This window comes from Klebsiella sp. 141203, assembly GCF_032601985.1.
Lineage (GTDB): Bacteria > Pseudomonadota > Gammaproteobacteria > Enterobacterales > Enterobacteriaceae > Klebsiella > Klebsiella aerogenes.
Genome location: NZ_JAQIRL010000003.1, coordinates 79472 through 106447 on the forward strand (window position 1 = coordinate 79472; position 26976 = coordinate 106447).

General features: G+C 53.9%; 24 protein-coding genes and 2 tRNA genes. 21 read left to right on the forward strand and 5 right to left on the reverse strand.

Annotated features, from left to right (window positions below):
- Nucleotides 1-48: 48 nt before the first annotated feature.
- Together PGR29_RS12970 and cgtA are read left to right on the forward strand one after the other, a co-directional pair.
- Nucleotides 49-1014, forward strand: coding sequence for a DMT family transporter (locus tag PGR29_RS12970; RefSeq protein ID WP_015369509.1), 966 nt, complete (start codon nt 49-51; stop codon nt 1012-1014).
- Nucleotides 1015-1029: 15 nt separating this feature from the next.
- On the forward strand, nt 1030-2205 hold the full coding sequence (gene cgtA / locus PGR29_RS12975; protein WP_045377966.1) for an Obg family GTPase CgtA: 1176 nt from the start codon (nt 1030-1032) through the stop codon (nt 2203-2205).
- A 45-nt stretch (nt 2206-2250) separates the two neighbouring features.
- Here the strand turns inward: cgtA and dacB are convergent, their stop codons facing one another.
- Nucleotides 2251-3684 carry a serine-type D-Ala-D-Ala carboxypeptidase gene (gene dacB, locus PGR29_RS12980; protein WP_047044712.1) on the reverse strand — a complete coding sequence of 478 codons (1434 nt, stop codon included), beginning with the start codon at nt 3682-3684 and terminating at the stop codon, nt 2251-2253.
- Nucleotides 3685-3919: 235 nt separating this feature from the next.
- On the opposite strand from dacB, the gene greA reads away from it, so the two are divergent.
- Complete coding sequence (gene greA, locus PGR29_RS12985; RefSeq protein ID WP_045394952.1) at nt 3920-4396, forward strand: transcription elongation factor GreA; 477 nt, start codon at nt 3920-3922, stop codon at nt 4394-4396.
- A gap of 152 nt (nt 4397-4548) precedes the next feature.
- On the opposite strand, the gene yhbY is transcribed toward greA, so the two are convergent.
- Nucleotides 4549-4842 carry a ribosome assembly RNA-binding protein YhbY gene (gene yhbY, locus PGR29_RS12990; RefSeq protein WP_002918374.1) on the reverse strand — a complete coding sequence of 98 codons (294 nt, stop codon included), beginning with the start codon at nt 4840-4842 and terminating at the stop codon, nt 4549-4551.
- 123 nt (nt 4843-4965) lie between these two features.
- On the opposite strand from yhbY, the gene rlmE reads away from it, so the two are divergent.
- From rlmE to PGR29_RS13025, 7 genes are all read left to right on the forward strand, one after another.
- On the forward strand, nt 4966-5595 hold the full coding sequence (gene rlmE / locus PGR29_RS12995) for a 23S rRNA (uridine(2552)-2'-O)-methyltransferase RlmE (RefSeq protein WP_008806638.1): 630 nt from the start codon (nt 4966-4968) through the stop codon (nt 5593-5595).
- Nucleotides 5596-5694: 99 nt separating this feature from the next.
- Entirely contained in the window at nt 5695-7629 is a 1935-nt protein-coding gene (gene ftsH / locus PGR29_RS13000) for an ATP-dependent zinc metalloprotease FtsH (RefSeq protein WP_015369514.1), read from the forward strand.
- Between the two features lie 351 nt (nt 7630-7980).
- Nucleotides 7981-8829 (forward strand): dihydropteroate synthase, encoded by an 849-nt coding sequence (gene folP / locus PGR29_RS13005; protein ID WP_063414636.1) that lies wholly within the window; start codon nt 7981-7983, stop codon nt 8827-8829.
- Nucleotides 8822-10159 carry a phosphoglucosamine mutase gene (gene glmM / locus PGR29_RS13010; protein WP_032712585.1) on the forward strand — a complete coding sequence of 446 codons (1338 nt, stop codon included), beginning with the start codon at nt 8822-8824 and terminating at the stop codon, nt 10157-10159. Before folP ends, glmM begins: the two co-directional genes overlap by 8 nt.
- Before the next feature lie 227 nt (nt 10160-10386).
- Nucleotides 10387-10716, forward strand: coding sequence for a preprotein translocase subunit SecG (gene secG, locus PGR29_RS13015; protein ID WP_015369517.1), 330 nt, complete (start codon nt 10387-10389; stop codon nt 10714-10716).
- Nucleotides 10717-10725: 9 nt separating this feature from the next.
- A tRNA-Leu gene (locus PGR29_RS13020) sits at nt 10726-10812 on the forward strand.
- A gap of 149 nt (nt 10813-10961) precedes the next feature.
- On the forward strand, nt 10962-11357 hold the full coding sequence (locus PGR29_RS13025; protein WP_113373136.1) for a hypothetical protein: 396 nt from the start codon (nt 10962-10964) through the stop codon (nt 11355-11357).
- Between the two features lie 39 nt (nt 11358-11396).
- On the opposite strand, the gene PGR29_RS13030 is transcribed toward PGR29_RS13025, so the two are convergent.
- The 3 genes from PGR29_RS13030 to argG all read right to left on the reverse strand — a co-directional run bounded on the left by PGR29_RS13030 (nt 11397) and on the right by argG (nt 14265).
- Complete coding sequence (locus PGR29_RS13030) at nt 11397-11948, reverse strand: YfaZ family outer membrane protein (protein ID WP_316424666.1); 552 nt, start codon at nt 11946-11948, stop codon at nt 11397-11399.
- 173 nt (nt 11949-12121) lie between these two features.
- Nucleotides 12122-12751, reverse strand: coding sequence for a winged helix-turn-helix transcriptional regulator (locus tag PGR29_RS13035; RefSeq protein WP_087859924.1), 630 nt, complete (start codon nt 12749-12751; stop codon nt 12122-12124).
- 170 nt (nt 12752-12921) lie between these two features.
- On the reverse strand, nt 12922-14265 hold the full coding sequence (gene argG, locus PGR29_RS13040; protein WP_015369521.1) for an argininosuccinate synthase: 1344 nt from the start codon (nt 14263-14265) through the stop codon (nt 12922-12924).
- Nucleotides 14266-14571: 306 nt separating this feature from the next.
- Between argG and PGR29_RS13045 the strand changes: the two genes are divergently transcribed.
- The 11 genes from PGR29_RS13045 (at nt 14572) to PGR29_RS13095 (ending at nt 26886) form a co-directional block, all read left to right on the forward strand.
- Nucleotides 14572-14648, forward strand: a tRNA-Met gene (locus PGR29_RS13045).
- Between the two features lie 206 nt (nt 14649-14854).
- Nucleotides 14855-15307 (forward strand): ribosome maturation factor RimP, encoded by a 453-nt coding sequence (gene rimP, locus PGR29_RS13050; protein ID WP_015703598.1) that lies wholly within the window; start codon nt 14855-14857, stop codon nt 15305-15307.
- 27 nt (nt 15308-15334) lie between these two features.
- Nucleotides 15335-16822, forward strand: a complete 1488-nt coding sequence (gene nusA, locus PGR29_RS13055) for a transcription termination factor NusA (RefSeq protein ID WP_015369524.1) — start codon at nt 15335-15337, stop codon at nt 16820-16822.
- Between the two features lie 24 nt (nt 16823-16846).
- Nucleotides 16847-19537 carry a translation initiation factor IF-2 gene (infB, locus tag PGR29_RS13060; protein WP_087859923.1) on the forward strand — a complete coding sequence of 897 codons (2691 nt, stop codon included), beginning with the start codon at nt 16847-16849 and terminating at the stop codon, nt 19535-19537.
- 105 nt (nt 19538-19642) lie between these two features.
- Nucleotides 19643-20044 (forward strand): 30S ribosome-binding factor RbfA, encoded by a 402-nt coding sequence (gene rbfA / locus PGR29_RS13065; protein WP_002918248.1) that lies wholly within the window; start codon nt 19643-19645, stop codon nt 20042-20044.
- The gene (gene truB / locus PGR29_RS13070) at nt 20044-20988 is read left to right on the forward strand and encodes a tRNA pseudouridine(55) synthase TruB (RefSeq protein WP_045394942.1); all 945 of its coding nucleotides are present in this window, start codon (nt 20044-20046) and stop codon (nt 20986-20988) included. The genes rbfA and truB overlap by 1 nt, the downstream gene beginning before the upstream one ends.
- Nucleotides 20989-21136: 148 nt before the next feature.
- Nucleotides 21137-21406, forward strand: a complete 270-nt coding sequence (gene rpsO, locus PGR29_RS13075; RefSeq protein ID WP_015369527.1) for a 30S ribosomal protein S15 — start codon at nt 21137-21139, stop codon at nt 21404-21406.
- A 241-nt stretch (nt 21407-21647) separates the two neighbouring features.
- Nucleotides 21648-23783: a polyribonucleotide nucleotidyltransferase gene (pnp, locus tag PGR29_RS13080; protein ID WP_045377942.1), complete on the forward strand. Its 2136-nt coding sequence runs from the start codon at nt 21648-21650 to the stop codon at nt 23781-23783.
- A 107-nt stretch (nt 23784-23890) separates the two neighbouring features.
- Nucleotides 23891-24775, forward strand: a complete 885-nt coding sequence (nlpI, locus tag PGR29_RS13085) for a lipoprotein NlpI (RefSeq protein WP_020077841.1) — start codon at nt 23891-23893, stop codon at nt 24773-24775.
- A 103-nt stretch (nt 24776-24878) separates the two neighbouring features.
- The gene (yrbN, locus tag PGR29_RS13090) at nt 24879-24959 is read left to right on the forward strand and encodes a protein YrbN (RefSeq protein ID WP_086538083.1); all 81 of its coding nucleotides are present in this window, start codon (nt 24879-24881) and stop codon (nt 24957-24959) included.
- A complete protein-coding gene (locus tag PGR29_RS13095) occupies nt 24952-26886 on the forward strand; it encodes a DEAD/DEAH family ATP-dependent RNA helicase (protein WP_271032066.1) in 1935 nt (644 codons plus the stop codon). The genes yrbN and PGR29_RS13095 overlap by 8 nt, the downstream gene beginning before the upstream one ends.
- Nucleotides 26887-26976: the final 90 nt, after the last annotated feature.

Consider the following 26976-nt stretch of genomic DNA (forward strand, 5'->3'; position numbering starts at 1 on the left):
TTTTACATTAGAATCCCGGAAAAAATTTCTGCAGGGAAAACGGGCATCATGAAGCAGCAGGCCGGCATTGGCATTCTTTTGGCGCTAACCACCGCGATGTGTTGGGGAGCACTGCCAATTGCAATGAAGCAGGTTCTCGAAGTGATGGAGCCGCCAACGGTGGTCTTTTATCGCTTTTTGATGGCCAGTATTGGTCTTGGCGCGATCCTCGCCATCAAAGGCAAGCTGCCGCCGCTGCGAATTTTTCGCAAGCCGCGCTGGTTGGTTTTATTAGCGATTGCTACCGGCGGTTTGTTCGGTAACTTCATTCTGTTCAGCTCTTCCCTGCAATATCTCAGTCCAACGGCCTCCCAGGTCATCGGCCAGCTATCGCCGGTCGGTATGATGGTGGCAAGCGTTGTGATTCTGAAAGAGCGCATGCGTGGTACCCAGGTTGTGGGAGCGCTGATGTTGCTCAGCGGGCTGGTGATGTTCTTCAACACCAGCCTGATTGAAATCTTTACCCGTCTCACGGACTACACGTGGGGGGTAATTTTTGGTGTCGCAGCGGCAACGGTGTGGGTAAGCTACGGAGTCGCGCAAAAGGTGTTATTGCGGCGCCTGGCATCACAGCAGATACTATTTTTGCTGTACACTTTATGTACGATTGCTTTACTGCCGCTCGCTAAACCGGGGGTTATCTCCCAACTGAGCGACTGGCAACTGGCTTGCCTGATTTTTTGCGGGCTGAATACCCTGGTCGGCTACGGGGCGCTGGCGGAAGCCATGGCGCGCTGGCAGGCGGCGCAGGTCAGCGCGTTAATTACCTTAACGCCACTGTTTACGCTACTGTTTTCTGATTTATTATCAATGGCCTGGCCCGATGTTTTCGCCAGACCGATGTTAAACCTGATTGGTTATCTCGGTGCGTTTGTCGTGGTTGCGGGCGCGATGTATTCCGCCATTGGCCATCGTCTTTGGGGACGTTGGCGCAAGCGAGAGGCGGTTGTACCGCTGCCCCGCTCAGGCGAATGATTTACGGAGAGTAAAATGAAGTTTGTAGATGAAGCAACGATCCTGGTCGTAGCAGGTGACGGCGGCAATGGTTGCGTTAGCTTCCGCCGCGAAAAATATATTCCGCGAGGCGGCCCTGACGGCGGTGATGGCGGTGACGGCGGCGACGTTTGGCTGGAAGCGGACGAGAACCTCAACACCCTGATCGACTATCGATTCGAAAAATCTTTCCGCGCAGAACGCGGACAGAACGGTCAGAGCCGCGACTGCACCGGTAAACGCGGTAAAGATGTTACGGTGAAAGTGCCTGTAGGGACCCGCGTCATCGACCAGGGGACCGGCGAGACCATGGGCGATATGACCAAGCACGGTCAGCGTTTAATGGTCGCAAAAGGCGGCTGGCACGGTCTGGGCAACACGCGCTTCAAATCATCCGTTAACCGTACCCCGCGTCAGAAAACCATGGGTACGCCGGGCGATAAGCGCGATCTGCAGCTCGAACTGATGCTGCTGGCCGACGTGGGGATGCTGGGGATGCCGAATGCCGGTAAATCCACCTTCATTCGCGCGGTCTCCGCGGCGAAGCCGAAAGTAGCCGATTATCCATTTACCACCCTGGTGCCGAGCCTGGGCGTGGTGCGTATGGACAACGAGAAGAGCTTTGTGGTCGCCGATATTCCGGGGCTGATTGAGGGCGCGGCGGAAGGCGCTGGCCTTGGTATTCGCTTCCTTAAGCACCTCGAACGCTGCCGCGTGCTGCTGCACCTTATCGACATCGAGCCTATCGACGGTTCCGATCCGGTTGAGAATGCGCGCATTATCATCGGCGAACTGGAGAAATACAGCGAGAAGCTGGCCTCTAAACCGCGCTGGTTGGTCTTCAACAAGATTGACCTGATGGACAAAGCGGAGGCTGAAGCCAAAGCGAAGGCCATCGCCGAAGCGCTGGGTTGGGAAGATAAATTCTATCTGATCTCCGCGGCCAGCCAGCAGGGCGTTAAAGACCTGTGCTGGGACGTGATGACCTTTATCATCGAAAACCCAATCGTGCAGGCGGAAGAAGAGCAGAAGCCGGAGAAAGTCGAGTTCATGTGGGACGACTATCACCGTCAGCAGCTTGAAGAAGCCGAACTGGAAGAAGATGACGAAGACTGGGATGACGACTGGGACGAAGACGACGAAGAAGGCGTCGAATTCATCTACAAACGTTAATCCTGAGTAAAAAGGGCCGCATCATCCAATGCGGCCCTTTTGTTTTTAGTTGTTCTGGTACAAATCTTTATACAGTCGACTTTCGAAGCGCACCAATGGTATGCGGCGGTTGCGCTGGTCACCCGGCGGCACCGCGTAGCCGGAGAGGTACTGCACGAAAGCCATCTTTTGCCCGCTGGCGGTGGTGATGAAACCTGCCAGGTTATATACCCCCTGCAGAGAACCGGTCTTCGCCGAAACCTTACCGTCTACGCCCGCCTGATGAAGACCGGCTCGATACTGCAGTGAACCATCGTGTCCGGCAAGCGGCAACATCGAGATAAAGTTGAGCTCGTTATCGTGCTGAGCGATGTACTGCAATACCTGCATCATCGTCGCCGGCGCGATAAGGTTGTGTCGGGACAGGCCTGAGCCATCGGCGATAATCGTGTTACCGAGGTCAATACCCGCCTGCTGGCGCAGGATTTGCCGCACCGCGTCGGAACCTGCGCGCCAGGTTCCCGGCACGCCCATCCGCGCGTGGCCGATAGTACGAAACACCGTATCGGCAATCATGTTGTCGGATTTCTTCAACATGATGCGCAGAAGATCGTGCAACGGCGCCGATTGGGTCGTCGCCAGCACGGTGCCCGGATCGTTGGCCAGGGTCTGGCGCAAGAGAGTGCCGCTGTAGGTAATACCCGCATCGGTGAGCTCAGCTTTCAGGATCGCACCTGCATAGCCTGCGCCGTCCTGAATGGCGAACGCCAGCGGTAGCGGTTCGCTGCGCTGCGGCAGGCAGCCAGTGAGGGTGTAGCGGTTGAGATCGCCTGGTACGACGTCCAGCTCGCAGTACTGCGCTTCTGCGGAGCCGCGCGCCAGCGTCCGCACCTGGCTGAACATGGTGACCGGATAGTAAGAGGCCACGCGGATAAAGGCCAAATCGCCGGGTTTCTGTGCGCTATAGAGCGAGACAGAGAAACAGTTACGATCAACGATCGCTGCCGCTGGCGGGGCGCTGAAGCACTGCGTCATGTCATTCCATGGCCAGCCGGGGGCTTTATCGTGGCTGGCGAAAACCGAGGTATCGATAAGCACATTGCCTTCAATGCGCTGCACGCCGGCTTTTTTCAGCGACGCCACCATGTTGCGGATATCCTGACGCTTTAGCGTCGGATCGCCGCCGAAGCGGGCAATCAGGTCGCCTTTCAGCACGCCGCCGTCAAGGGAACCTTTGGTTTCCAGCGTCGTGGTGAAGCGGAAATCCGGCCCCAACTGCAGCAACGCGGCCAGCGCGGTGATCACTTTCTGGGTACTGGCAGGCAGCGCCATCTGCTGGCTGTGAAAGTCTATCTCCGGCGTCGGGGAGCCAACCTTCTGCGCCATGAAGGCAAGGTTCGCGCCGGCAGGAAGCTGGCTGATGTACTCGTCAATATTCGCGGCCTGAGCGCTAAGCGCTATACCGGCAGTCAATCCGATGATAAATCTGGGAAATCGCATAATCTCGCGCTAACAACCTGAAACCAAGCCGTCATACTACGGTGCATCGCCCTGTAAAGTAAACGATGACCCATAGTGAACTTCAGGGTAAAATGCGTATCAAATTGAAAATTGCTGCTGACCTGGGGAGTGTTTCCCGGGTCGGTTTTCTTTTTGCTTCGGCCATGGCTAAGACGTGACCGATGGCGGAACGACTCCGTCCGTTCCATGAAGGAATGATAAAGAGGTATAACAAATGCAAGCTATTCCGATGACCTTACGTGGCGCAGAAAAACTGCGCGAAGAACTGGATTTCCTGAAGTCCGTACGTCGTCCAGAGATTATTGCTGCTATCGCTGAGGCGCGTGAGCACGGCGATCTGAAAGAGAATGCGGAATACCACGCCGCCCGCGAACAGCAGGGCTTCTGCGAAGGTCGTATCAAGGATATCGAAGCAAAACTGTCGAATGCGCAGGTTATCGATATCACTAAGATGCCGAATAATGGCCGCGTGATTTTCGGCTCTACGGTCAGCGTGCTGAACCTGGATAACGACGAAGAGCAGACTTACCGCATCGTGGGCGATGACGAAGCGGATTTTAAACAGAATCTGATCTCTGTGAATTCACCGATCGCCCGCGGCCTGATCGGCAAAGAGCAGGATGACGTCGTCACTATCCGTACCCCGGGTGGTGAAGTGGAATACGAAATTACCAAGGTTGAATACCTGTAAGGCGTATTTCCCGCTACGATGTTTATAGATTGTAAAGAAAGGAAAAAGGCCGCATAGCGGCCTTTTATCAACGTCAGGAGCATGGCATTTTGCTCGCCTGGCCACAGAAATCCCTCGTTTTACACAATGTTGTGTCGGGATTCAGGATATTCTTAGCGTGGCAGCGAGATTTTACGCTCTGGCGTTGGGCGGTACAGAACCAGCGTTTTACCGATGACCTGTACGTTACAGGCGCCGGTTTCACGCACGATGGCTTCCACGATCAAGGCTTTAGTTTCGCGATCTTCTGAGGCGATCTTCACCTTGATGAGCTCATGGTGCCCTAACGCTTGTTCGATCTCGGCCAGTACCCCTTCGGTCAAACCATTATTGCCAAGCATAACTACCGGCTTGAGCGGATGTGCCAGACCTTTCAGGTGCTGTTTTTGTTTAGTACTCAGATTCATCGTATTTTTTTGCTTACGTTGGGATTGAAAACGGGTCATTCTACCGCCATCTCCCATATATCGCCAAACTACCGCGTCGATTTTTACGCAGTAAAGTACGATGAACCCGAATGGGAATGTTAAATGACAGGTAAAAAGCGTTCTGCCAGCTCAAGCCGCTGGCTTCAGGAACACTTTAGCGATAAATATGTTCAACAGGCACAGAAAAAGGGGTTACGTTCCCGTGCCTGGTTTAAACTTGATGAAATACAGCAAAGTGACAAGATTTTTAAGCCGGGGATGACGATAGTCGATCTCGGCGCTGCTCCCGGTGGCTGGTCGCAATACGCGGTTACGCAGATCGGAAACAGCGGCCGCATCATCGCTTGCGATCTTTTACCAATGGATCCAATCGTCGGTGTGGACTTCCTTCAGGGCGATTTTCGTGATGAATTAGTCCTGAAAGCGTTACTTGAGCGAGTAGGCGACAGTAAAGTACAAGTTGTCATGTCCGATATGGCGCCGAATATGTGCGGAACACCGGCGGTGGATATTCCCCGGGCTATGTATCTGGTAGAACTGGCGCTTGAAATGTCTCGTGATGTATTAGCGCCAGGTGGTAGTTTTGTTGTGAAGGTGTTCCAGGGCGAAGGCTTCGATGAGTATCTTAGAGAAATTCGCTCCCTGTTTACGAAGGTCAAAGTTCGTAAGCCGGACTCTTCCCGCGCTCGTTCGCGTGAAGTGTATATTGTAGCGACCGGGCGTAAACCATAACCGGTAGATTTCAAACGAAAGTTTGAAAGACGCTGGATATAGAGTATCCTGACGCTGTTTTTAACACAGTTGTAATAAGAGGTTAATCCCTTGAGTGACATGGCGAAAAACCTAATACTCTGGCTGGTCATTGCCGTTGTGCTGATGTCAGTATTCCAGAGCTTTGGGCCCAGCGAGTCGAATGGCCGCAAGGTGGATTATTCTACCTTCCTGCAAGAGGTCAATCAGGACCAGGTTCGCGAAGCGCGTATCAACGGACGTGAGATCAACGTTACCAAGAAAGATAGTAACCGTTACACGACTTACATTCCGGTTAACGATCCGAAGCTGCTCGACAACCTGTTGACTAAAAACGTCAAAGTGGTTGGCGAACCGCCGGAAGAACCGAGCCTGCTGGCTTCCATCTTCATTTCCTGGTTCCCGATGCTGCTACTGATCGGCGTCTGGATATTCTTTATGCGTCAGATGCAGGGCGGCGGCGGAAAGGGCGCGATGTCCTTCGGCAAGAGCAAGGCCCGAATGCTGACCGAAGACCAGATCAAAACCACCTTTGCTGACGTTGCCGGTTGCGACGAAGCGAAAGAGGAAGTGGGCGAGCTGGTTGAATATCTGCGCGAACCGAGCCGTTTCCAGAAGCTGGGCGGTAAAATCCCGAAAGGCGTCCTGATGGTCGGCCCTCCGGGTACCGGTAAAACGCTGCTGGCGAAAGCTATCGCCGGCGAAGCCAAAGTGCCGTTCTTTACTATTTCCGGTTCTGACTTCGTAGAAATGTTTGTGGGTGTCGGCGCGTCTCGCGTACGCGACATGTTCGAACAAGCTAAGAAAGCAGCGCCTTGCATCATCTTCATCGATGAAATCGACGCCGTCGGTCGCCAGCGTGGCGCCGGTCTTGGCGGTGGTCACGATGAGCGTGAACAGACCCTGAACCAGATGCTGGTTGAGATGGACGGCTTCGAAGGTAACGAAGGTATCATCGTTATCGCCGCGACTAACCGTCCGGACGTTCTGGACCCGGCACTGCTGCGTCCTGGCCGTTTCGACCGTCAGGTTGTCGTTGGTCTGCCGGATGTTCGTGGTCGTGAGCAGATCCTTAAAGTTCACATGCGTCGCGTACCGCTGGCGCCGGATATCGACGCGGCAATTATTGCCCGTGGTACTCCTGGTTTCTCCGGTGCTGACCTCGCGAACCTGGTGAACGAAGCAGCCCTGTTTGCTGCCCGTGGCAACAAACGCGTCGTCTCGATGGTTGAGTTCGAAAAAGCGAAAGACAAAATCATGATGGGTGCGGAACGTCGCTCCATGGTGATGACGGAAGCGCAGAAAGAATCAACCGCATACCACGAAGCGGGCCACGCGATTATCGGCCGTCTGGTACCAGAGCACGATCCGGTACACAAAGTGACGATTATCCCGCGCGGCCGTGCGCTGGGTGTGACCTTCTTCCTGCCGGAAGGCGATGCTATCAGCGCCAGCCGTCAGAAACTGGAAAGTCAGATCTCCACTCTGTACGGCGGGCGTCTGGCTGAAGAGATTATCTACGGTGCGGAACATGTTTCTACCGGCGCGTCCAACGATATTAAAGTTGCGACTAACCTAGCGCGTAACATGGTCACCCAGTGGGGCTTCTCTGACAAACTCGGCCCGCTGCTGTATGCCGAAGAAGAGGGCGAAGTGTTCCTCGGCCGTAGCGTCGCGAAAGCGAAGCATATGTCTGATGAAACCGCGCGCATCATCGACCAGGAAGTGAAATCGCTAATTGAGCGTAACTACGGTCGTGCTCGCCAGCTGCTGAACGACAACATGGATATTCTGCACGCGATGAAAGATGCGCTCATGAAATATGAGACCATCGATGCGCCGCAGATTGACGACCTGATGGCTCGTCGCGATGTTCGTCCGCCGGCGGGTTGGGAAGAACCTGGTTCTTCTAACAACTCTGGCAACAATGGCACCCCGACGGCGCCGCGTCCGGTTGATGAGCCGCGTACGCCGAACCCGGGCAATACCATGTCGGAACAGCTGGGCGACAAATAAGTCTCCACGCTTTGCTAAAGCGCTCTGACTAATAAGGGCCGCAGCCTAATCCGCTGCGGCCCTTTTGTTTTTATACGCCCGTCTTTACCGGCTGCGCGGGATCCTCTTTCAGAACATAACTATGGCGATGGCGTGCTATCGTCCATCGCGTAAAATGTTTTCGGGATGGCGGCGGCTGCAACACGCGCGGATGAGCCGTCTGTCTGATAATATTCATTTTTTGAATATTTAAACGCCGGTGCTTCATTATCCTCTTGAGGAATTGAATGATGTCACCGCCAGAATCTCTAAGATGGTGCGGGCCGAGCCCTGTCCGTACTACAACTGTATAAACCATAGCGGAAAGAAAACATGCAATTACACGCCCAGGGGTCAACGCTCGATCTCTCCCATCCGCATGTGATGGGGATCCTTAACGTTACGCCGGATTCCTTCTCCGATGGCGGCAGCCACAATTCACTGATTGAAGCGGTTAAGCATGCCAACCTGATGATTAACGCCGGGGCGACTATTATTGATATCGGCGGTGAATCAACCCGGCCTGGCGCGGCGGATGTCAGCGTCGAGGAAGAGCTGGCGCGGGTGATCCCGGTGGTTGAGGCAATTGCACAGCGTTTTGAAGTCTGGATCTCGGTTGATACCTCGAAAGCCGAGGTCATCCGCGAATCCGCGCGCGCTGGCGCACATATCATTAACGATATCCGTTCATTAACCGAGCCTGGCGCCCTGCAGGCCGCCGCGCAAACCGGGCTACCGGTGTGCCTGATGCATATGCAGGGGCAGCCGAAAACGATGCAGGAAGCGCCGAAGTACGAAGATGTTTTTGCCGATGTTGACCGTTTTTTTGCTGAACACATTGTGCGCTGCGAACAGGCGGGGATCGCAAAAGAAAAATTGTTGCTCGACCCGGGATTCGGATTCGGTAAAAATCTTTCCCATAACTATGAACTGCTTGCCCGACTAGGGGAGTTCCATCATTTTGGGCTCCCGCTGCTGGTGGGGATGTCGCGTAAGTCGATGGTGGGTCAGCTGTTGAACGTAGGGCCGTCGGAACGGCTGAGCGGCAGCTTGTCCTGCGCAGTCATTGCTGCAATGCAGGGCGCGCAGATAATTCGCGTCCATGATGTCAAAGAAACGGTAGAAGCGCTGCGCGTGGTAGAAGCCACCCTGGCCGCTAAGGAAAATAAACGTTATGAGTAACCGCAAATATTTTGGCACCGATGGTATTCGTGGCCGCGTTGGCGACGCACCTATTACACCTGAGTTCGTGCTGAAGCTGGGTTGGGCGGCAGGCAAAGTGCTGGCACGCCATGGTTCACGTAAAATCATTATCGGCAAAGACACGCGAATTTCTGGCTATATGCTGGAATCCGCGCTGGAAGCTGGCCTGGCGGCTGCGGGTTTGTCCGCCTCGTTTACCGGCCCTATGCCGACGCCGGCTATCGCCTATCTGACCCGCGCCTTCCGCGCTGAAGCGGGAATCGTCATCTCTGCCTCTCATAACCCTTTCTACGACAACGGTATTAAATTCTTTTCCATCGAAGGCACTAAGCTTCCGGATGACGTCGAAGAAGCGATTGAAGCAGAAATGGAAAAAGAGCTGACCTGCGTTGATTCCGCTGAGCTTGGGAAAGCCAGCCGTATCGTCGATGCCGCTGGCCGCTATATTGAGTTTTGCAAAGGCACCTTCCCGAATGAGCTGAGCCTCGGCTCGCTGAAGGTGGTGGTGGATTGCGCCCACGGCGCGACTTACCACATTGCGCCGAATGTATTCCGCGAATTGGGCGCGCAGGTTATCGCGATGGGCTGTGAACCTGATGGGCTGAACATTAACGAAGAGGTTGGCGCAACCGATGTACGCGCGCTGCAGGCTCGCGTACTGGCGGAAAAAGCCGATCTGGGTATTGCCTATGACGGCGATGGCGATCGCGTCATCATGGTTGACCATGAAGGTAATAAAGTCGATGGCGATCAGATCCTCTATATTATCGCCCGTGAAGGCCTACGTCAGGGCCAGCTGCGCGGTGGCGCAGTCGGCACGCTGATGAGCAACATGGGTCTTGAGCTGGCGCTTAAGCAGCTTGGCATTCCGTTTACCCGCGCGAAAGTGGGTGACCGTTACGTGCTGGAAAAACTGCAGGAAAAAGGCTGGCGTATCGGTGCGGAAAACTCCGGCCACGTGATCCTGCTGGACAAAACCACCACCGGCGATGGCATTGTCGCCAGCCTGCAGGTCGTGGCGGCGATGGTGCGCAATCATATGAGCCTGCACGATCTGTGCAGCGGAATGAAAATGTTCCCGCAGATTCTGGTCAATGTGCGCTTTACCGAAGGCAGCGGCAATCCGCTGGAGCATGAAAGCGTGAAAGCGGTGACTGCCGAAGTAGAAGCTGCGCTGGGGAACCGTGGACGCGTGCTGCTGCGTAAATCCGGTACTGAACCGCTGATCCGCGTGATGGTTGAAGGCGAGCATGAAGCGCAGGTGAAGGAATTTGCCCACCGTATCGCCGATGCGGTTAAAAGCGTATAACTATCGCAGCTAAGTGATTAAAAAGGCGGCTCTTGCTGCCTTTTTAAGCATATAAAAACGCTTTTTGCTGTTTTTTTCCGCAGTTGATACAATACGCCAAAATTGCCCTTGCGAAGGTTATTCGCTTTGGTTAGTATTCACACCCGCTTCAGTGGGAAATATTAAAACGTCCCGCTTTATTGGTGAAGCACTTGGTATGCGGCGAATCCGCAAGGAACAGGTTGATTATGTACGAAGCTCTTTTAGTAATTTTCCTTATTGTAGCGATTGCCCTTGTTGGCCTGATCATGCTGCAGCAAGGTAAAGGCGCTGACATGGGAGCCTCCTTCGGAGCAGGCGCTTCTGGCACGTTGTTTGGTTCTAGCGGTTCTGGTAACTTCATGACCCGTATGACCGGCATTCTGGCCGCGCTGTTCTTCATCATCAGTCTGGCGCTGGGTAATATCAACAGCAACAAGACCAATAAAGGAAGCGAGTGGGATAACCTGAGTGCGCCGAAATCTGAGCAGACTCAGCCAACTGCACCGGCTCAGCCGGCCAGCGATATCCCGCACTAAGTATTCTGTACCGAGGTGGTGGAATTGGTAGACACGCTACCTTGAGGTGGTAGTGCCCTAACGGGCTTGTGGGTTCGAGTCCCATCCTCGGTACCAATATTCCAGAGAAAAGACGCTGAAAAGCGTCTTTTTTTGTTTTTGTCCTTCTTGTTGGCTGTTTATTTATAAACAACACTCCGCTGGTTTTGAACCCCGTGAAATCGCTAAAGTCGCCCTCATCAATTTTGACGAGGTTCAGTGACGCCATGCGTACTTTAAAAGTAGTTATCATTGCCGGTATGTTGGGCCTGGCCGGATGCAGCAGCCATTCGTCGCCAGAAACAGTAGACACGTTGAATACCCTACAGGTGCCGGTTATTAATAATTCCGCGCCCGCGCCGGAATCATCAACGGTCGTTAACTGTTTTAAGGATAACAGTCTACTCATCAGCAAGTTAAGCCAGTCGCTTAAAAGCAACTATTTACAGGATGTGGATAAACGGGATGTCTTTGATAAGGATAGCGAGGCGTTTCAAGTCTACGGTGCGTTAACCAAACTTGAGCAAATGGCGTCGATGAACGACGTCTACCGTAAAGAGAACAATATGGCAGGCTTGCAGGAAATTAATAAGCTGCTGAAAACCATCCCATCAGTCGCATAATAAGGAGGGATTGCCGGCAGGCAATCCCTTTTGTCGAACTTAGAAACGGAAATTGAAACCTGCATAGGCGCCATCCGCCAGAACGTTATCGCGGTGGTCATGTTTACCCGCCATATCGATATAGCGATAGCCCGCTTCGATGCTCATGGATTTGATGATATTCACGCGTAAGCCGGCATTGGCTTCGAGATATTCATCAACGCCGCTGGACATGGAATCCGGGGAATAATAAGCCTCACCGAACAAAGTAAAGAAATCGCCAAGCGGTAGCTGAGCGCCGCCGCCGAGGGCAATCGCATAGCCTTCATCGCCATCGTTCGGATTCAGGTATACCGCTTTACCGCCGGCCGTCAGCAGGAACGGACCCAGATCGAAGTTATAACCCATACCTAATCCCACCGTATCGCCATCGTTATCGCTATGCGCCCAGTTACCGTTAAAGGTCATTCCGGGAGACTGCGGATTAAAGCTGGCTGATAAGTTGGTGAATTCTGAACCGGCTTCACCGTGAAGACTAACGGAAGCGAAGGCGGCGCTGCTGGCGCTCAGGGCGGTGATAAGCAGGATGGATTTCAGTCTGAACATGCTCATTATTCGTATTCCTTCGGGTAAAAAAATGCCCGATACGAGCGTTCGGGCAAAAATTAACGGGTTTCTGGTTTAATAGTTATGTGCAGAATAAAAGCATTTATCGCCCACCGTTACCGTTTATATGTTTAATTTTAAACAATGGTGGGGCGATAAGTGGCAGGGTCGATAGGGGATTAAAACTTCTCAGGCAGGGAGGTGATACTCTGTAAATAACCACCGCGGGCAAACTCGATATAGCCACCCTTTTTCAACGCTGATAACACATTCAGAATGCTGCTGCGCGACAGGTGTGTGCGGTCCTGAATATATTCCAGCATGGATACCCGCAATCGGGTTTCTTCCGGAAGGAGTAACATTTCCATTAAATGATTACGAATGACCGAATAAGTCCGCTGTTGTAATACTAAATCGTCGCGATACACCAAATAAGAGGTGTGGTAAGCCAGCAGTCGGGTGACCTCTTCCCACATGTTATGCTCACTGATGAGTTGCATGGCTTTGTCGCTGTCAATCCGCAGGATCTCCGTGTCGACTTCCGCGCGAAGGCCGTGGCTACGGCTGGGCTGCAGCATCTCGGCTACGCCAAACAGGTGCGGTTCATAGACGGTGACCATGAGTAATCTGTCCGATGAGCGAAAAATAGATAACTCACCTTTCTTAAACAGATAGAGCTGGATTTTGCCTTTATATTCCCAGCTAAGCCTTTTCCTTGCGACCATATTTATTGGCGTGGCATACGGTTCCAGCAGCGCCATCAGACGATTGATCGCCTCTTGCGGCCGAACGGGAGGTTTAATATTCATTGCGATCCTCTCGGTATAAGAGTACAGGTATTCGATAAATTATAGATGGTGATTATTAAAAATAGTGATGCCATAAACTATAACGATAAAGTAGGGTTGTCATTTAGGATTTATTGCGGAAATAAAAAAGCCGGCGGGTTAGCGCCGGCTGGTGAGTTTGGCTTCGCGGTTTATTTATCGCGATTTTCCAGGTTTTCAACTTGTGGCAGACCGGTGGCGGAAGATGCGCTGAGCAGCCCGGATTGGGCATAGCCGAAGAGCTTCTCACGGGTATCGGTAATGTCCAGGTTGCGCATGGTCAACTGGCCGATACGATCTTCAGCGGTAAACATAGAATCGCCTTTTTCCATGGTCAGACGCTCTGCTTTATAGGTCAGATTGTCTGAAACGGTATTCAGGATTGAGTAGTCGTTGCCGCGACGCAGTTCCAGCGTCACTTCGCCGGTGATCTGGCTGGCAACCCAACGCTGCAGCGAATCGCGCAGCATCAGCGCCTGGGAATCGAACCAGCGACCCTGATAGAGCAGGCGACCCAACTGGCGGCCATGAGCATGATATTGCTCAATGGTATCTTCGTTATGGATACCGGTCAGCAGGCGCTCGTAGGCGATATGCAGCAGTGCCATCCCCGGAGCTTCATAGATGCCGCGGCTTTTCGCTTCAATGATGCGGTTTTCAATCTGATCGCTCATGCCCAGACCGTGGCGACCACCGATGCGGTTAGCTTCCAGCATCAGTTCGACGTCATCGCTGAACGTTTTGCCATTCAACGCAACCGGGTGGCCCTGTTCAAAACGCACGGTCACTTCTTCAGCGGCGATTTTTACGCTTTCATCCCAGAACTTCACGCCCATAATCGGGTTGACGATTTTCACGCTGGAATTAAGGAATTCGAGATCTTTCGCTTCGTGCGTCGCGCCCAGCATGTTGGAGTCGGTGGAGTAGGCTTTTTCGACAGACATTTTGTAGTCGAAGCCGCAGGCTATCATAAACTCGGACATTTCATGACGGCCGCCCAGTTCATCAATGAAGTCGCTATCCAGCCACGGTTTGTAAATCTGCAGTTCCGCATTGGTCAGCAAGCCGTAGCGATAAAAACGCTCGATATCGTTGCCTTTATAAGTGCTACCGTCGCCCCAGATGTTGACGCCGTCTTCTTTCATCGCGGCAACCAGCATGGTGCCGGTTACGGCGCGGCCCAGCGGCGTGGTGTTGAAATAGGTTAAGCCGCCGGTGGTGTTATGGAATGCGCCGCACTGAATCGCCGCGATGCCTTCCGCCACCAGTTGTTTGCGGCAATCAATCAGACGAGCGCCTTCAGCGCCATACTCTTTTGCACGACGCGGAATGGCCTCGTAGTCGTCTTCGTCAGGCTGGCCCAGGTTCGCGGTATATGCATAAGGAACCGCGCCTTTTTTACGCATCCACAGCAGGGCGGCGCTGGTATCCAGTCCACCAGAGAAAGCAATACCAATACGTTGACCAACCGGGAGATGCTTAAGAATCGTCGTCATAAAATAAAACCCTGCTAGATAGACTGTGGTGAGTTCGACTCAACAACAAATTTGCATTTTTATGCACTAATTGTGAGTTTTCATTTAATCATCTTTTGCTGGCGACAGGAAGAGCCTGATGGTGATTTTGCTAAAAAAGCCTGAAATGCCAGCATAAACGGCAAGCGGGTGGTGTAAAATGGATGTTGACAAAATATATGATTTATCGATACAATTCACCACGATTTTATGTCCCGTCCTCGGTACCAAATCCCAGCAGTATTTGCGTCTTTTACTCAGAAAGAGTAAAATATGCCACGTTTCAGGCGCGGGGTGGAGCAGCCTGGTAGCTCGTCGGGCTCATAACCCGAAGGTCGTCGGTTCAAATCCGGCCCCCGCAACCACTTTCCCATTAAGTACTTTTTCAAATATACTGTGAGGACTAGGTCCTTCGTAGCCGGATTTGAAAGAATTCTTCTGGAAGGTGTTCCAGATCGCAATTGCGGTCTCAGGGTTCAGTTATCTAAAGCCCCGATTTATCGGGGTTTTTTGTTATCTGACTTCAGAATAACTGGGCTATACGCCCTTTTTTTATGTCTTGGGGGTGGGTTTGTCCACATTAGAGCAAAAATTAACAGAGATGCTCACTGCGCCAGTTGAAGCGCTTGGCTTTGAGCTGGTCGGCATCGAATTTATTCGCGGTCGCACATCCACACTGCGCATCTATATTGATAGTGAAGATGGCATCAATGTTGATGATTGTGCTGATGTGAGCCACCAGGTCAGTGCTGTCATGGATGTCGAAGATCCAATCACCGTCGCTTACAACCTGGAAGTCTCTTCGCCTGGTCTCGACCGTCCGATGTTTACTGCTGAACACTATCAACGTTTCACCGGTGAAGAAGTTTCGCTGGTGCTGCGTATGGCGGTACAGAACCGTCGTAAATGGCAGGGCATTATCAAAGCGGTAGACGGTGAGATGATCACGGTAACCGTCGAAGGCAAAGATGAAGTGTTCGCGCTGAGTAACATCCAGAAGGCGAACCTGGTTCCCCACTTTTAACAGTCTGGATTGAGGTGAAAGGCCCCGATGAACAAAGAAATTTTGGCTGTTGTTGAAGCCGTTTCCAACGAAAAAGCGCTGCCGCGCGAGAAGATTTTCGAAGCGTTGGAAAGCGCTCTGGCAACGGCGACCAAGAAAAAATACGAACAAGAGATCGACGTTCGCGTAGAAATCGACCGTAAAAGCGGTGATTTCGACACCTTCCGTCGCTGGCTGGTGGTTGAAGAGGTGACTCAACCGACTCGCGAGATCACGCTGGAAGCCGCGCGTTACGAAGATGAAAGCATGAACGTCGGCGATTACGTTGAAGATCAGATTGAATCTGTCACCTTCGACCGTATCACCACGCAGACCGCTAAACAGGTTATCGTACAGAAAGTACGTGAAGCTGAGCGCGCGATGGTTGTCGATCAGTTCCGCGAGCACGAAGGTGAGATAATCACCGGCGTGGTGAAAAAAGTAAACCGCGACAACATCACTCTGGATCTGGGCAGCAACGCTGAAGCCGTGATCCTGCGTGAAGATATGCTGCCGCGTGAAAACTTCCGTCCGGGCGACCGTATTCGCGGCGTACTGTACGCCGTTCGTCCGGAAGCGCGCGGCGCGCAGCTGTTCGTGACTCGCTCCAAACCGGAGATGCTGGTCGAACTGTTCCGCATTGAAGTGCCGGAAATCGGCGAAGAAGTGCTGGAAATCAAAGCCGCAGCCCGCGATCCGGGTTCTCGTGCGAAAATCGCCGTGAAAACCAATGACAAGCGTATCGACCCGGTTGGCGCTTGCGTAGGTATGCGCGGCGCGCGCGTTCAGGCGGTTTCTACCGAGCTTGGCGGCGAGCGCATCGATATCGTCCTGTGGGATGATAACCCGGCGCAGTTCGTGATTAACGCCATGGCGCCGGCTGACGTCGCGTCCATCGTGGTGGATGAAGATAAACACACCATGGACATCGCGGTAGAAGCGGGCAACCTGGCGCAGGCGATCGGCCGTAACGGCCAGAACGTCCGCCTGGCATCGCAGCTCAGCGGCTGGGAACTCAACGTCATGACCGTTGATGACCTGCAGGCTAAGCACCAGGCTGAAGCCCATGCCGCTATCGATACCTTCACCAAATATCTCGATATTGATGAAGATTTCGCAACCGTACTGGTTGAAGAGGGCTTCTCCTCGCTGGAAGAACTGGCCTATGTGCCGATGAAAGAACTGCTGGAAATCGACGGCCTTGATGAAGCGACCGTTGAAGCACTTCGTGAGCGTGCGAAAAACGCACTGACTACACTGGCGCTGGCTCAGGAAGAAAGCCTGGGAGACAACAAACCTGCCGACGATTTACTGAATCTGGAAGGTTTGGACCGTGCTCTGGCGTTTAAGCTGGCTGCCCGTGGTGTTTGTACGCTGGAAGATCTCGCCGAACAGGGCGTTGATGACCTGGCTGATATCGAAGGTATGACCGACGAGAAAGCTGGTGAACTCATCATGGCTGCTCGCAACATTTGTTGGTTCGGCGACGAAGCGTAATAAACTGTAGCAGGAAGGAACAGCATGACAGATGTGACTATTAAAGCGCTGGCCTCAGAAATTCAGACCTCTGTGGATCGCCTGATACAGCAATTTGCTGATGCAGGTATTCGCAAATCGGCTGATGATTCTGTGACCGCGCAAGAGAAGCAAACCTTGTTAACGCACCTGAACCGTGAACACGGCTCGGCGCCTGACAAGCTGACGTTGCAGCGTAAAACGCGCAGCACGTTGAATATTCCAGGTACCGGTGGAAAGAGTAAATCGGTACAAATCGAAGTCCGCAAGAAACGCACCTTTGTGAAACGCGATCCGCAAGAGGCTGAACGCCTGGCCGCGGAAGAGCAGGCGCAGCGTGAAGCGGAAGAGCAGGCCCGTCGTGAAGCTGAAGAAGCAGCTAAACGCGAGGCGCAATTAAAAGCTGAACGTGAGGCCGCAGAACAAGCTAAACGTGAAGTCGCTGATAAAGCGAAACGTGAAGCCGCGGAAAAAGACAAAGTGAGCAATCAACATACCGACGAAATGACCAAGACCGCCCAGGCTGAAAAGACCCGCCGTGAGAACGAAGCAGCGGAGCTGAAGCGCAAATCGGAAGAAGAAGCACGCCGCAAACTTGAAGAAGAAGCGCGCCGTGTAGCGGAAGAAGCACGCCGTATGGCTGAAGAAAATGAAAAAAACTGGAGTGAAACTCCGGAAACCCCAGAAGAAACGACCGACTATCACGTAACCACGTCTCAGCATGCACGTCAGGCTGAAGATGATAACGATCGTGAAGTTGAAGGCGGTCGCGGCCGTGGCCGTAACAGCAAAGCTGCGCGTCCGGCGAAGAAAGGCAACAAACACGCTGAATCTAAAGCTGACCGTGAAGAAGCCCGTGCGGCCGTTCGCGGTGGTAAAGGCGGCAAACATCGTAAAGGTTCTTCTCTGCAGCAGGGCTTCCAGAAGCCGGCTCAGGCTGTTAACCGTGATGTTGTGATCGGCGAAACCATTACCGTTGGCGAGCTGGCCAACAAGATGGCGGTCAAAGGCTCTCAGGTCATCAAAGCGATGATGAAACTGGGCGCGATGGCGACCATCAACCAGGTCATCGACCAGGAAACCGCTCAGCTGGTTGCCGAAGAGATGGGCCACAAAGTTATCCTGCGTCGTGAAAACGAGCTGGAAGAAGCAGTAATGAGCGACCGTGACACCGGCGCTGCGGCTGAACCGCGCGCACCGGTAGTGACCATCATGGGTCACGTTGACCACGGTAAAACCTCTCTGCTGGACTACATTCGTTCTACTAAGGTTGCCTCCGGCGAAGCGGGTGGTATTACCCAGCACATCGGTGCGTACCACGTAGAAACCGACAACGGCATGATCACCTTCCTGGACACCCCGGGCCACGCCGCGTTTACCTCCATGCGTGCTCGTGGCGCGCAGGCGACGGATATCGTGGTTCTGGTCGTGGCGGCAGACGACGGCGTGATGCCGCAGACTGTGGAAGCTATCCAGCACGCCAAAGCGGCGCAGGTGCCGGTAGTGGTTGCAGTGAACAAGATCGATAAGCCGGAAGCGGATATGGATCGCGTGAAGAACGAACTCTCCCAGTACGGCGTTATGCCGGAAGAGTGGGGCGGCGAAGCGCAGTTCATCCCAGTATCAGCGAAAGTCGGTACCGGTATCGACGACCTGCTGAACGCTATCCTGCTGCAGGCTGAAGTTCTCGAGCTGAAAGCGGTACGTAACGGTATGGCGAGCGGCGCGGTCATCGAATCCTTCCTGGACAAAGGTCGTGGCCCGGTGGCTACCGTTCTGGTTCGCGAAGGTACTCTGCACAAGGGTGATATCGTACTGTGTGGCTTTGAATATGGCCGCGTACGTGCGATGCGTGACGAGCTGGGTCGCGAAGTGCTGGAAGCGGGTCCGTCCATTCCGGTGGAAATCCTCGGTCTGTCCGGCGTTCCGGCGGCGGGTGATGAAGTTACCGTCGTTCGTGACGAGAAAAAAGCGCGTGAAGTTGCGCTGTATCGTCAGGGCAAATTCCGTGAAGTTAAACTGGCTCGCCAGCAGAAATCTAAACTGGAAAACATGTTCGCTAACATGACCGAAGGCGAAGTTCACGAAGTGAACATCGTACTGAAAGCGGACGTGCAGGGTTCTGTCGAAGCGATTTCCGATTCCTTACTGAAACTGTCTACCGACGAAGTGAAAGTGAAGATCATCGGTTCCGGCGTAGGTGGTATCACCGAAACCGACGCGACCCTGGCTGCAGCTTCCAACGCGATTCTGGTTGGCTTCAACGTTCGTGCCGATGCTTCCGCACGTAAAGTTATCGAGTCAGAAAGCCTGGATCTGCGTTACTACTCCGTCATCTATAACCTGATCGACGAAGTGAAAGCGGCGATGAGCGGCATGCTGTCTCCGGAACTGAAACAGCAGATCATTGGTCTGGCTGAAGTGCGTGATGTCTTCAAATCGCCGAAATTCGGCGCCATCGCGGGCTGTATGGTTACCGAAGGTACGATTAAGCGTCACAACCCAATCCGCGTCCTGCGCGACAACGTGGTTATCTATGAAGGCGAGCTGGAATCCCTGCGCCGCTTCAAAGATGACGTTAACGAAGTCCGTAACGGCATGGAATGTGGTATCGGCGTGAAGAACTACAACGACGTTCGCGTTGGCGATATGATCGAAGTGTTCGAAATCATCGAAATCCAGCGTAGCATCGATTAATCGTCAGATAGCTAAACGTAAGCCGGGTAAGCGAAGCGCCACCCGGCAATAATTTTAAAAAGGGGCTTTTGGCCCCTTTTTTGTCTTTATTCTGGAGAATTTATTATGGCGAAAGAATTTGGTCGCCCGCAGCGCGTGGCCCAGGAGATGCAAAAAGAAATTGCCATCATCCTGCAGCGTGAAATCAAAGACCCGCGTCTGGGCATGATGACTACCGTTTCCGGCGTAGAAATGTCCCGTGACCTGGCCTATGCCAAAGTGTATGTCACCTTCCTCAACGACAAAGACGAAGCCGCGGTGAAAGCGGGCATCAAAGCGCTGCAGGAAGCGTCTGGTTTTATCCGCTCTCTGCTGGGCAAAGCGATGCGCCTGCGCATCGTGCCGGAACTGACTTTCTTCTACGACAACTCGCTGGTAGAAGGGATGCGCATGTCCAATCTGGTTACCAGCGTGGTGAAACACGACGATGAGCGTCGTGTGAACCCGGACGACAGCAAGGAGGACTAATGAGTCGTCCTCGTCGTCGCGGCCGCGACGTGCACGGCGTATTGCTGCTGGATAAGCCTCAGGGCGCCTCCAGCAACGATGTGCTGCAGAAAGTAAAACGCATTTATAACGCCAACCGCGCTGGGCATACCGGCGCGCTGGATCCGCTGGCGACCGGTATGCTGCCGGTGTGTCTAGGCGAAGCGACTAAGTTTTCCCAGTATCTGCTGGACTCTGATAAGCGTTATCGCGTGATCGCCAAACTTGGTCAGCGTACGGATACCTCCGACGCCGATGGCCAGGTGGTGGAAGAACGCCCGCTCACCTTTAGCGAAGAACAGCTGGCGGCGGCGCTGGATAGCTTCCGCGGCGAAACGCAGCAGGTGCCGTCGATGTACTCGGCGCTGAAATATCAGGGTAAAAAGCTGTATGAATACGCTCGTCAGGGCATTGAGGTCCCGCGTGAAGCCCGGCCGATTACGGTCTATGAGCTGCTGTTTATTCGCCATGAAGGAGATGAACTGGAGCTTGAGATCCACTGTTCGAAAGGCACCTACATCCGTACGATTATCGATGATTTGGGCGAGAAGCTTGGCTGCGGCGCGCACGTGATTTTCCTGCGTCGCCTGGCGGTGAGCAAATATCCGGTCGAGCGGATGGTGACTCTTGAGCAGCTGCAGGCGCTGGTCGAACAGGCGGCGGCGCAGGATATTCCCGCCGCTCAACTGCTTGACCCGCTGTTGATGCCGATGGACAGCCCGGCGTCGGATTATCCGCTGGTTCATATTCCAGAAACTTCCGCGGTCTACTTTAAGAACGGTAATCCGGTTCGTCAGTCAGGCGCGCCGCTTAACGGGCTGGTGCGGGTGATGGAAAGCGAGTCCGGCAAGTTCCTCGGCATGGGCGAAATCGACGATGAAGGCCGCGTCGCGCCTCGTCGTTTGGTGGTGGAATACCCGCAGTGAGCGCTTTTGTTGCGATAAAAGCCTGCTACGAGTAGAATATCGCCGCTTAACGTCCGCTAAAGTGTTTTAACATTTTCGGGCGTTGCATCAGGGGTTGCTGAATTAGAGATCGGCACCCTTTCTTTACTTATAATTTTGGAGTTTGAAAATGTCTCTAAGCGTTGAAGCTAAAGCACAAATCGTTTCTGAGTTCGGTCGTGGCGCAAACGACAGCGGTTCTACTGAAGTTCAGGTTGCACTGCTGACTGCACAGATCAACCACCTGCAGGGTCACTTTGCAGAGCACAAAAAAGATCACCACAGCCGTCGTGGTCTGCTGCGCATGGTTTCTCAGCGTCGTAAACTGCTCGACTACCTGAAACGTAAAGATGTTGCACGTTACTCTTCGCTGATCGAGCGTCTGGGTCTGCGTCGCTAATTCTGCGAGTTTCAGAAAAAGGGGCCTCACGGCCCCTTTTTTCGACCAGGCGGCAGCAATTCATTAAAAACTCATGTATTGTTGCTATTAATGATCTTCATGCAGAGGTTCGCGCGGCTAATGAGAGGCTTCATCCGCAGGGGCGGGTAAAGGTTGTCATTAGTCGCGAGGATGCAGAGGATCGGGTCATCAGACGCGATATCGTGGATATGGCGTCATTTTTAGATAAAAGGATAGAATTTTGCTTAATCCGATCGTTCGTAAATTCCAGTACGGCCAACACACCGTAACCCTGGAGACCGGCATGATGGCGCGCCAGGCAACGGCCGCTGTGATGGTTAGCATGGATGACACCGCGGTATTCGTTACCGTTGTGGGTCAGAAAAAAGCGAAACCGGGCCAGGACTTCTTCCCGCTGACTGTTAACTACCAGGAGCGTACCTACGCTGCCGGTAAAATCCCGGGTGGCTTCTTCCGTCGTGAAGGCCGTCCAAGCGAAGGCGAAACCCTGATCGCGCGTCTGATTGACCGCCCGGTTCGTCCGCTGTTCCCGGAAGGCTTCGTTAACGAAGTTCAGGTTATTGCCACCGTCGTTTCCGTTAACCCGCAGGTTAACCCGGATATCGTCGCGATGATCGGCGCTTCCGCAGCGCTGTCGCTGTCTGGTATTCCGTTCAATGGCCCAATCGGCGCCGCTCGCGTGGGTTACATCAACGACCAGTACGTACTGAACCCAACCCAGGAAGAGCTGAAGTCCAGCAAACTGGATCTGGTGGTTGCCGGTACCGAAGCGGCCGTACTGATGGTTGAATCCGAAGCTGAACTGCTGAGCGAAGACCAGATGCTGGGCGCGGTGGTCTTTGGCCACGAGCAGCAGCAGGTTGTTATTCAGAACATCAACGACCTGGTGAAAGAAGCCGGTAAACCGCGTTGGGACTGGCAGCCGGAAGTGGTTGACGCCGCCCTGAACGCGCGCGTTGCTGCGCTGGCTGAATCCCGCCTGAGCGATGCTTACCGTATCACCGACAAACAAGAGCGTTACGCTCAGGTTGACGTGATCAAATCTGAAACCATCGCGACGCTGGTTGCCGAAGACGAAACCCTGGACGCCAACGAACTGGGTGAAATCCTGCACGCTATCGAGAAAAACGTCGTTCGTAGCCGCGTACTGGCAGGCGAGCCGCGTATCGATGGCCGCGAAAAAGACATGATCCGTGGTCTGGACGTTCGTACCGGCGTACTGCCGCGTACCCACGGTTCCGCACTGTTTACCCGTGGCGAAACTCAGGCGCTGGTTACCGCGACTCTGGGTACCGCACGCGACGCGCAGAACATCGACGAACTGATGGGCGAGCGCACGGACTCCTTCCTGTTCCACTATAACTTCCCTCCGTACTCCGTAGGCGAAACTGGTATGGTTGGTTCTCCGAAGCGTCGTGAAATCGGTCACGGTCGTCTGGCTAAGCGCGGCGTTCTGGCCGTGATGCCGACAATCGACGAATTCCCGTACACCGTTCGCGTGGTATCTGAAATCACCGAATCCAACGGTTCTTCTTCCATGGCTTCCGTCTGTGGCGCATCTCTGGCGCTGATGGACGCTGGCGTGCCGGTAAAAGCCGCCGTTGCGGGTATCGCAATGGGTCTGGTGAAAGAAGGCGATAACTTCGTCGTACTGTCCGACATTCTGGGTGACGAAGACCACCTTGGCGATATGGACTTCAAAGTTGCGGGTTCTCGCGACGGTATCTCTGCGCTGCAGATGGATATCAAAATTGAAGGTATCACCAAAGAAATCATGCAGGTTGCTCTGAACCAGGCTAAAGGTGCGCGTCTGCACATCCTGGGCGTGATGGAACAGGCGATTAACGCGCCGCGCGGCGACATCTCCGAATTCGCACCGCGTATCCACACCATCAAGATCAACCCGGACAAGATCAAAGACGTTATCGGTAAAGGCGGTTCTGTTATCCGTGCCCTGACCGAAGAAACCGGCACCACCATCGAAATCGAAGATGACGGTACCGTGAAGATCGCAGCGACCGACGGCGACAAAGCGCAGCACGCTATCCGTCGTATCGAAGAGATCACCGCTGAGATCGAAGTTGGCCGTATCTACAATGGTAAAGTGACCCGTATCGTTGACTTTGGCGCATTCGTTGCCATCGGCGGCGGTAAAGAAGGTCTGGTCCACATCTCTCAGATCGCTGACAAGCGTGTTGAGAAAGTGACTGATTACCTGCAGATGGGTCAGGAAGTACCGGTTAAGGTTCTGGAAGTTGACCGTCAGGGCCGCGTACGTCTGAGCATTAAAGAAGCAACTGAGCAGACTCAGCCAGCTAACGCGCCGGAAGCTCCGGCTGCAGAGCAGGGCGAGTAAGGTTGCCGATTGCCCTCCGCTTCGGCGGAGGGTCTATTCCGGGCAGGATGCCTTTTTGCAGCCGGGGAACTGGACGTTCATCCAATCGTTGTCTTCGGGAGTGGGAAATGAAGCCTTTTCTGCGCTGGTGTTTCGTGGCGACAGCTCTCACGCTGGCAGGATGCAGCAACTCTGCCTGGCGTAAGGACGCCGTCCTCGCGGTACCATTGCAACCGACTTTGCAGCAAGAAGTGATTCTGGCGCGCATGGAACAAATTCTTGCCAGTCGGGCTTTAACCGATGACGAACGCGCACAGCTTTTATATGAGCGCGGAGTGTTGTATGATAGTCTCGGTCTGAGGGCACTAGCGCGAAATGATTTTTCACAAGCGCTGGCAATCCGACCCGATATGCCTGAAGTATTCAATTACTTAGGCATTTATTTAACGCAGGCAGGCAATTTTGATGCTGCCTATGAAGCGTTTGATTCTGTACTTGAGCTTGATCCAACTTACAACTACGCGCACTTAAACCGCGGCATCGCTCTGTATTACGGCGGCCGTGCTAAGTTAGCGCAAGATGATCTGCTGGCGTTTTATCAAGACGATCCCAATGATCCTTTCCGCAGTCTGTGGTTATACCTCGCCGAGCGTAAGCTTGATGAGAAGCAGGCGCTTGAAGCACTGAAACAGCGCTTCAACAAGTCGGATAAAGAGCAATGGGGATGGAACATTGTCGAGTTCTACCTTGGCGACATTAGCGAAAAAGAGCTGATGACCCGTCTGAAGGCAGACGCAACGGATAACACCTCGCTCGCTGAGCATCTCAGTGAAACCAACTTCTATTTAGGTAAGTACTACCTAAGTCTGGGGGACAAGGACAGCGCTACGGCACTGTTCAAACTGGCGGTCGCTAACAACGTTCATAACTACGTTGAGCACCGATACGCATTGTTGGAATTATCGCTCTTGGGCCAGGAGCAAGATGACCTGGCAGAATCGGACCAGCAATAGCTGACGAACACACATCAGCCCATTTTTTGATTGCCATCACCTTCGCGGGTGAGGGCGTTGTTGTTCGTTAATACACCTACTTTGAGCCGGTTCACACTTTTCAATGAAAATTACTCTAAATTTTCACGATGAGTTATGTAGACTGGCCGCCATTAATTTTGAGGCACACGTACTACATGGCTGAATTCGAAACCACTTTTGCAGATCTGGGCCTGAAGGCTCCTATCCTTGAAGCGCTTAACGATCTGGGTTACGAAAAACCATCTCCGATCCAGGCTGAGTGCATTCCGCATCTGCTGGACGGCCGCGACGTTCTGGGTATGGCCCAGACCGGTAGCGGTAAGACCGCAGCGTTCTCTTTACCGCTGCTGAACAACATCGATCCTGAGCTTAGAGCACCACAGATTCTGGTGCTGGCGCCGACCCGCGAACTGGCGGTACAGGTTGCTGAAGCAATGACGGAATTCTCTAAACATATGCGCGGCGTAAACGTGGTTGCCCTGTACGGCGGCCAGCGTTATGACGTGCAGCTGCGCGCCCTGCGCCAGGGGCCGCAGATCGTCGTCGGTACCCCGGGTCGTCTGCTGGACCACCTGAAGCGCGGTACGCTGGATCTCTCTAAACTGAGCGGTCTGGTACTGGATGAAGCAGATGAAATGCTGCGCATGGGCTTTATCGAAGACGTAGAAACTATCATGGCGCAGATCCCGGAAGGTCATCAGACCGCTCTGTTCTCCGCCACGATGCCGGAAGCGATTCGTCGCATTACCCGCCGCTTTATGAAAGAGCCGCAGGAAGTGCGCATTCAGTCCAGCGTCACCACGCGCCCGGACATTAGCCAGAGCTACTGGACTGCTTACGGTATGCGTAAAAACGAAGCGCTGGTGCGTTTCCTGGAAGCGGAAGACTTTGATGCGGCGATTATCTTCGTGCGTACCAAAAACGCGACTCTGGAAGTGGCAGAAGCGCTGGAGCGTAGCGGCTATAACAGCGCCGCGCTGAACGGCGATATGAACCAGGCGCTGCGTGAGCAGACTCTGGAGCGCCTGAAAGACGGTCGTCTGGACATCCTGATCGCCACCGACGTTGCGGCCCGCGGCCTTGACGTTGAGCGTATCAGCCTGGTTGTTAACTATGACATCCCGATGGATTCCGAATCTTACGTTCACCGTATCGGCCGTACCGGTCGTGCGGGTCGTGCGGGTCGCGCGCTGCTGTTCGTTGAGAACCGTGAACGTCGCCTGCTGCGTAACATCGAACGTACGATGAAGCTGACGATCCCTGAAGTAGAACTGCCGAACGCGGAACTGCTGGGCAAACGTCGTCTGGAGAAATTCGCCGCTAAAGTTCAGCAGCAGCTGGAAAGCAGCGATCTGGACCAGTATCGTGCGCTGCTGGCTAAAATCCAGCCGACTGCGGAAGGCGAAGAGCTGGACGTAGAAACGCTGGCCGCTGCGCTGCTGAAAATGGCCCAGGGCGAACGTTCTCTGATCGTTCCGCCGGATGCGCCGATGCGTCCTAAGCGTGAGTTCCGCGATCGTGATGACCGTTTCGAACGCCGTGGCGACCGTAATGACCGCGGTCCGCGTGGCGATCGTGAAGATCGTCCGAAGCGTGAGCGTCGTGACGTGGGTGAAATGGAACTGTACCGCATTGAAGTGGGCCGTGATGACGGCGTTGAAGTTCGTCATATCGTTGGCGCGATCGCTAACGAAGGCGACATCAGCAGCCGCTACATCGGCAACATCAAGCTGTTCGGTTCTCACTCCACCATCGAACTGCCGAAAGGTATGCCGGGCGAAGTGCTGCAGCACTTTACTCGTACCCGCATCCTGAACAAGCCGATGAACATGCAGCTGCTGGGCGATGCGCAGCCGCGCACCGAACGTCGTGGCGGCGGCGAGCGTCGTGAAGGCGGTCGTGGCTTCGGCGGCGAGCGTCGTGAAGGTGGCCGTAGCTTCGGTGGCGAACGTCGCGAAGGCGGACGTGGTGAAGGTCGTCGTTTCAGCGGCGAACGTCGTGAAGGCGGCCGCGCGCCGCGTCGTGACGATTCTTCTGCGCCGCGCCGTGATGACTCCGCTGGTCGTCGTCGTTTCGGTGGCGATGCGTAATAAGCGCAATCCGCTAGCGTAAAGTAAATAATACAGCCCCGATCGTCATGATTGGGGCTTTTTTTATTTCTTTTGTACTCGTGTACTGGT

What these genes read in the sequence shown, in the direction of transcription:
- argG (WP_015369521.1), bottom strand. Translation starts at nt 14,265, where the DNA reads ATGACGACGATTCTTAAGCATCTCCCGGTTGGTCAACGTATTGGTATT.
- ftsH (WP_015369514.1), top strand. Translation starts at nt 5,695, where the DNA reads ATGGCGAAAAACCTAATACTCTGGCTGGTCATTGCCGTTGTGCTGATG.
- PGR29_RS13025 (WP_113373136.1), top strand. Translation starts at nt 10,962, where the DNA reads ATGCGTACTTTAAAAGTAGTTATCATTGCCGGTATGTTGGGCCTGGCC.
- infB (WP_087859923.1), top strand. Translation starts at nt 16,847, where the DNA reads ATGACAGATGTGACTATTAAAGCGCTGGCCTCAGAAATTCAGACCTCT.
- cgtA (WP_045377966.1), top strand. Translation starts at nt 1,030, where the DNA reads ATGAAGTTTGTAGATGAAGCAACGATCCTGGTCGTAGCAGGTGACGGC.
- rlmE (WP_008806638.1), top strand. Translation starts at nt 4,966, where the DNA reads ATGACAGGTAAAAAGCGTTCTGCCAGCTCAAGCCGCTGGCTTCAGGAA.
- PGR29_RS13095 (WP_271032066.1), top strand. Translation starts at nt 24,952, where the DNA reads ATGGCTGAATTCGAAACCACTTTTGCAGATCTGGGCCTGAAGGCTCCT.
- dacB (WP_047044712.1), bottom strand. Translation starts at nt 3,684, where the DNA reads ATGCGATTTCCCAGATTTATCATCGGATTGACTGCCGGTATAGCGCTT.
- rpsO (WP_015369527.1), top strand. Translation starts at nt 21,137, where the DNA reads ATGTCTCTAAGCGTTGAAGCTAAAGCACAAATCGTTTCTGAGTTCGGT.
- greA (WP_045394952.1), top strand. Translation starts at nt 3,920, where the DNA reads ATGCAAGCTATTCCGATGACCTTACGTGGCGCAGAAAAACTGCGCGAA.
- folP (WP_063414636.1), top strand. Translation starts at nt 7,981, where the DNA reads ATGCAATTACACGCCCAGGGGTCAACGCTCGATCTCTCCCATCCGCAT.
- nusA (WP_015369524.1), top strand. Translation starts at nt 15,335, where the DNA reads ATGAACAAAGAAATTTTGGCTGTTGTTGAAGCCGTTTCCAACGAAAAA.
- yrbN (WP_086538083.1), top strand. Translation starts at nt 24,879, where the DNA reads ATGAAAATTACTCTAAATTTTCACGATGAGTTATGTAGACTGGCCGCC.
- truB (WP_045394942.1), top strand. Translation starts at nt 20,044, where the DNA reads ATGAGTCGTCCTCGTCGTCGCGGCCGCGACGTGCACGGCGTATTGCTG.
- nlpI (WP_020077841.1), top strand. Translation starts at nt 23,891, where the DNA reads ATGAAGCCTTTTCTGCGCTGGTGTTTCGTGGCGACAGCTCTCACGCTG.
- glmM (WP_032712585.1), top strand. Translation starts at nt 8,822, where the DNA reads ATGAGTAACCGCAAATATTTTGGCACCGATGGTATTCGTGGCCGCGTT.
- rbfA (WP_002918248.1), top strand. Translation starts at nt 19,643, where the DNA reads ATGGCGAAAGAATTTGGTCGCCCGCAGCGCGTGGCCCAGGAGATGCAA.
- secG (WP_015369517.1), top strand. Translation starts at nt 10,387, where the DNA reads ATGTACGAAGCTCTTTTAGTAATTTTCCTTATTGTAGCGATTGCCCTT.
- PGR29_RS13035 (WP_087859924.1), bottom strand. Translation starts at nt 12,751, where the DNA reads ATGAATATTAAACCTCCCGTTCGGCCGCAAGAGGCGATCAATCGTCTG.
- yhbY (WP_002918374.1), bottom strand. Translation starts at nt 4,842, where the DNA reads ATGAATCTGAGTACTAAACAAAAACAGCACCTGAAAGGTCTGGCACAT.
- PGR29_RS13030 (WP_316424666.1), bottom strand. Translation starts at nt 11,948, where the DNA reads ATGAGCATGTTCAGACTGAAATCCATCCTGCTTATCACCGCCCTGAGC.
- PGR29_RS12970 (WP_015369509.1), top strand. Translation starts at nt 49, where the DNA reads ATGAAGCAGCAGGCCGGCATTGGCATTCTTTTGGCGCTAACCACCGCG.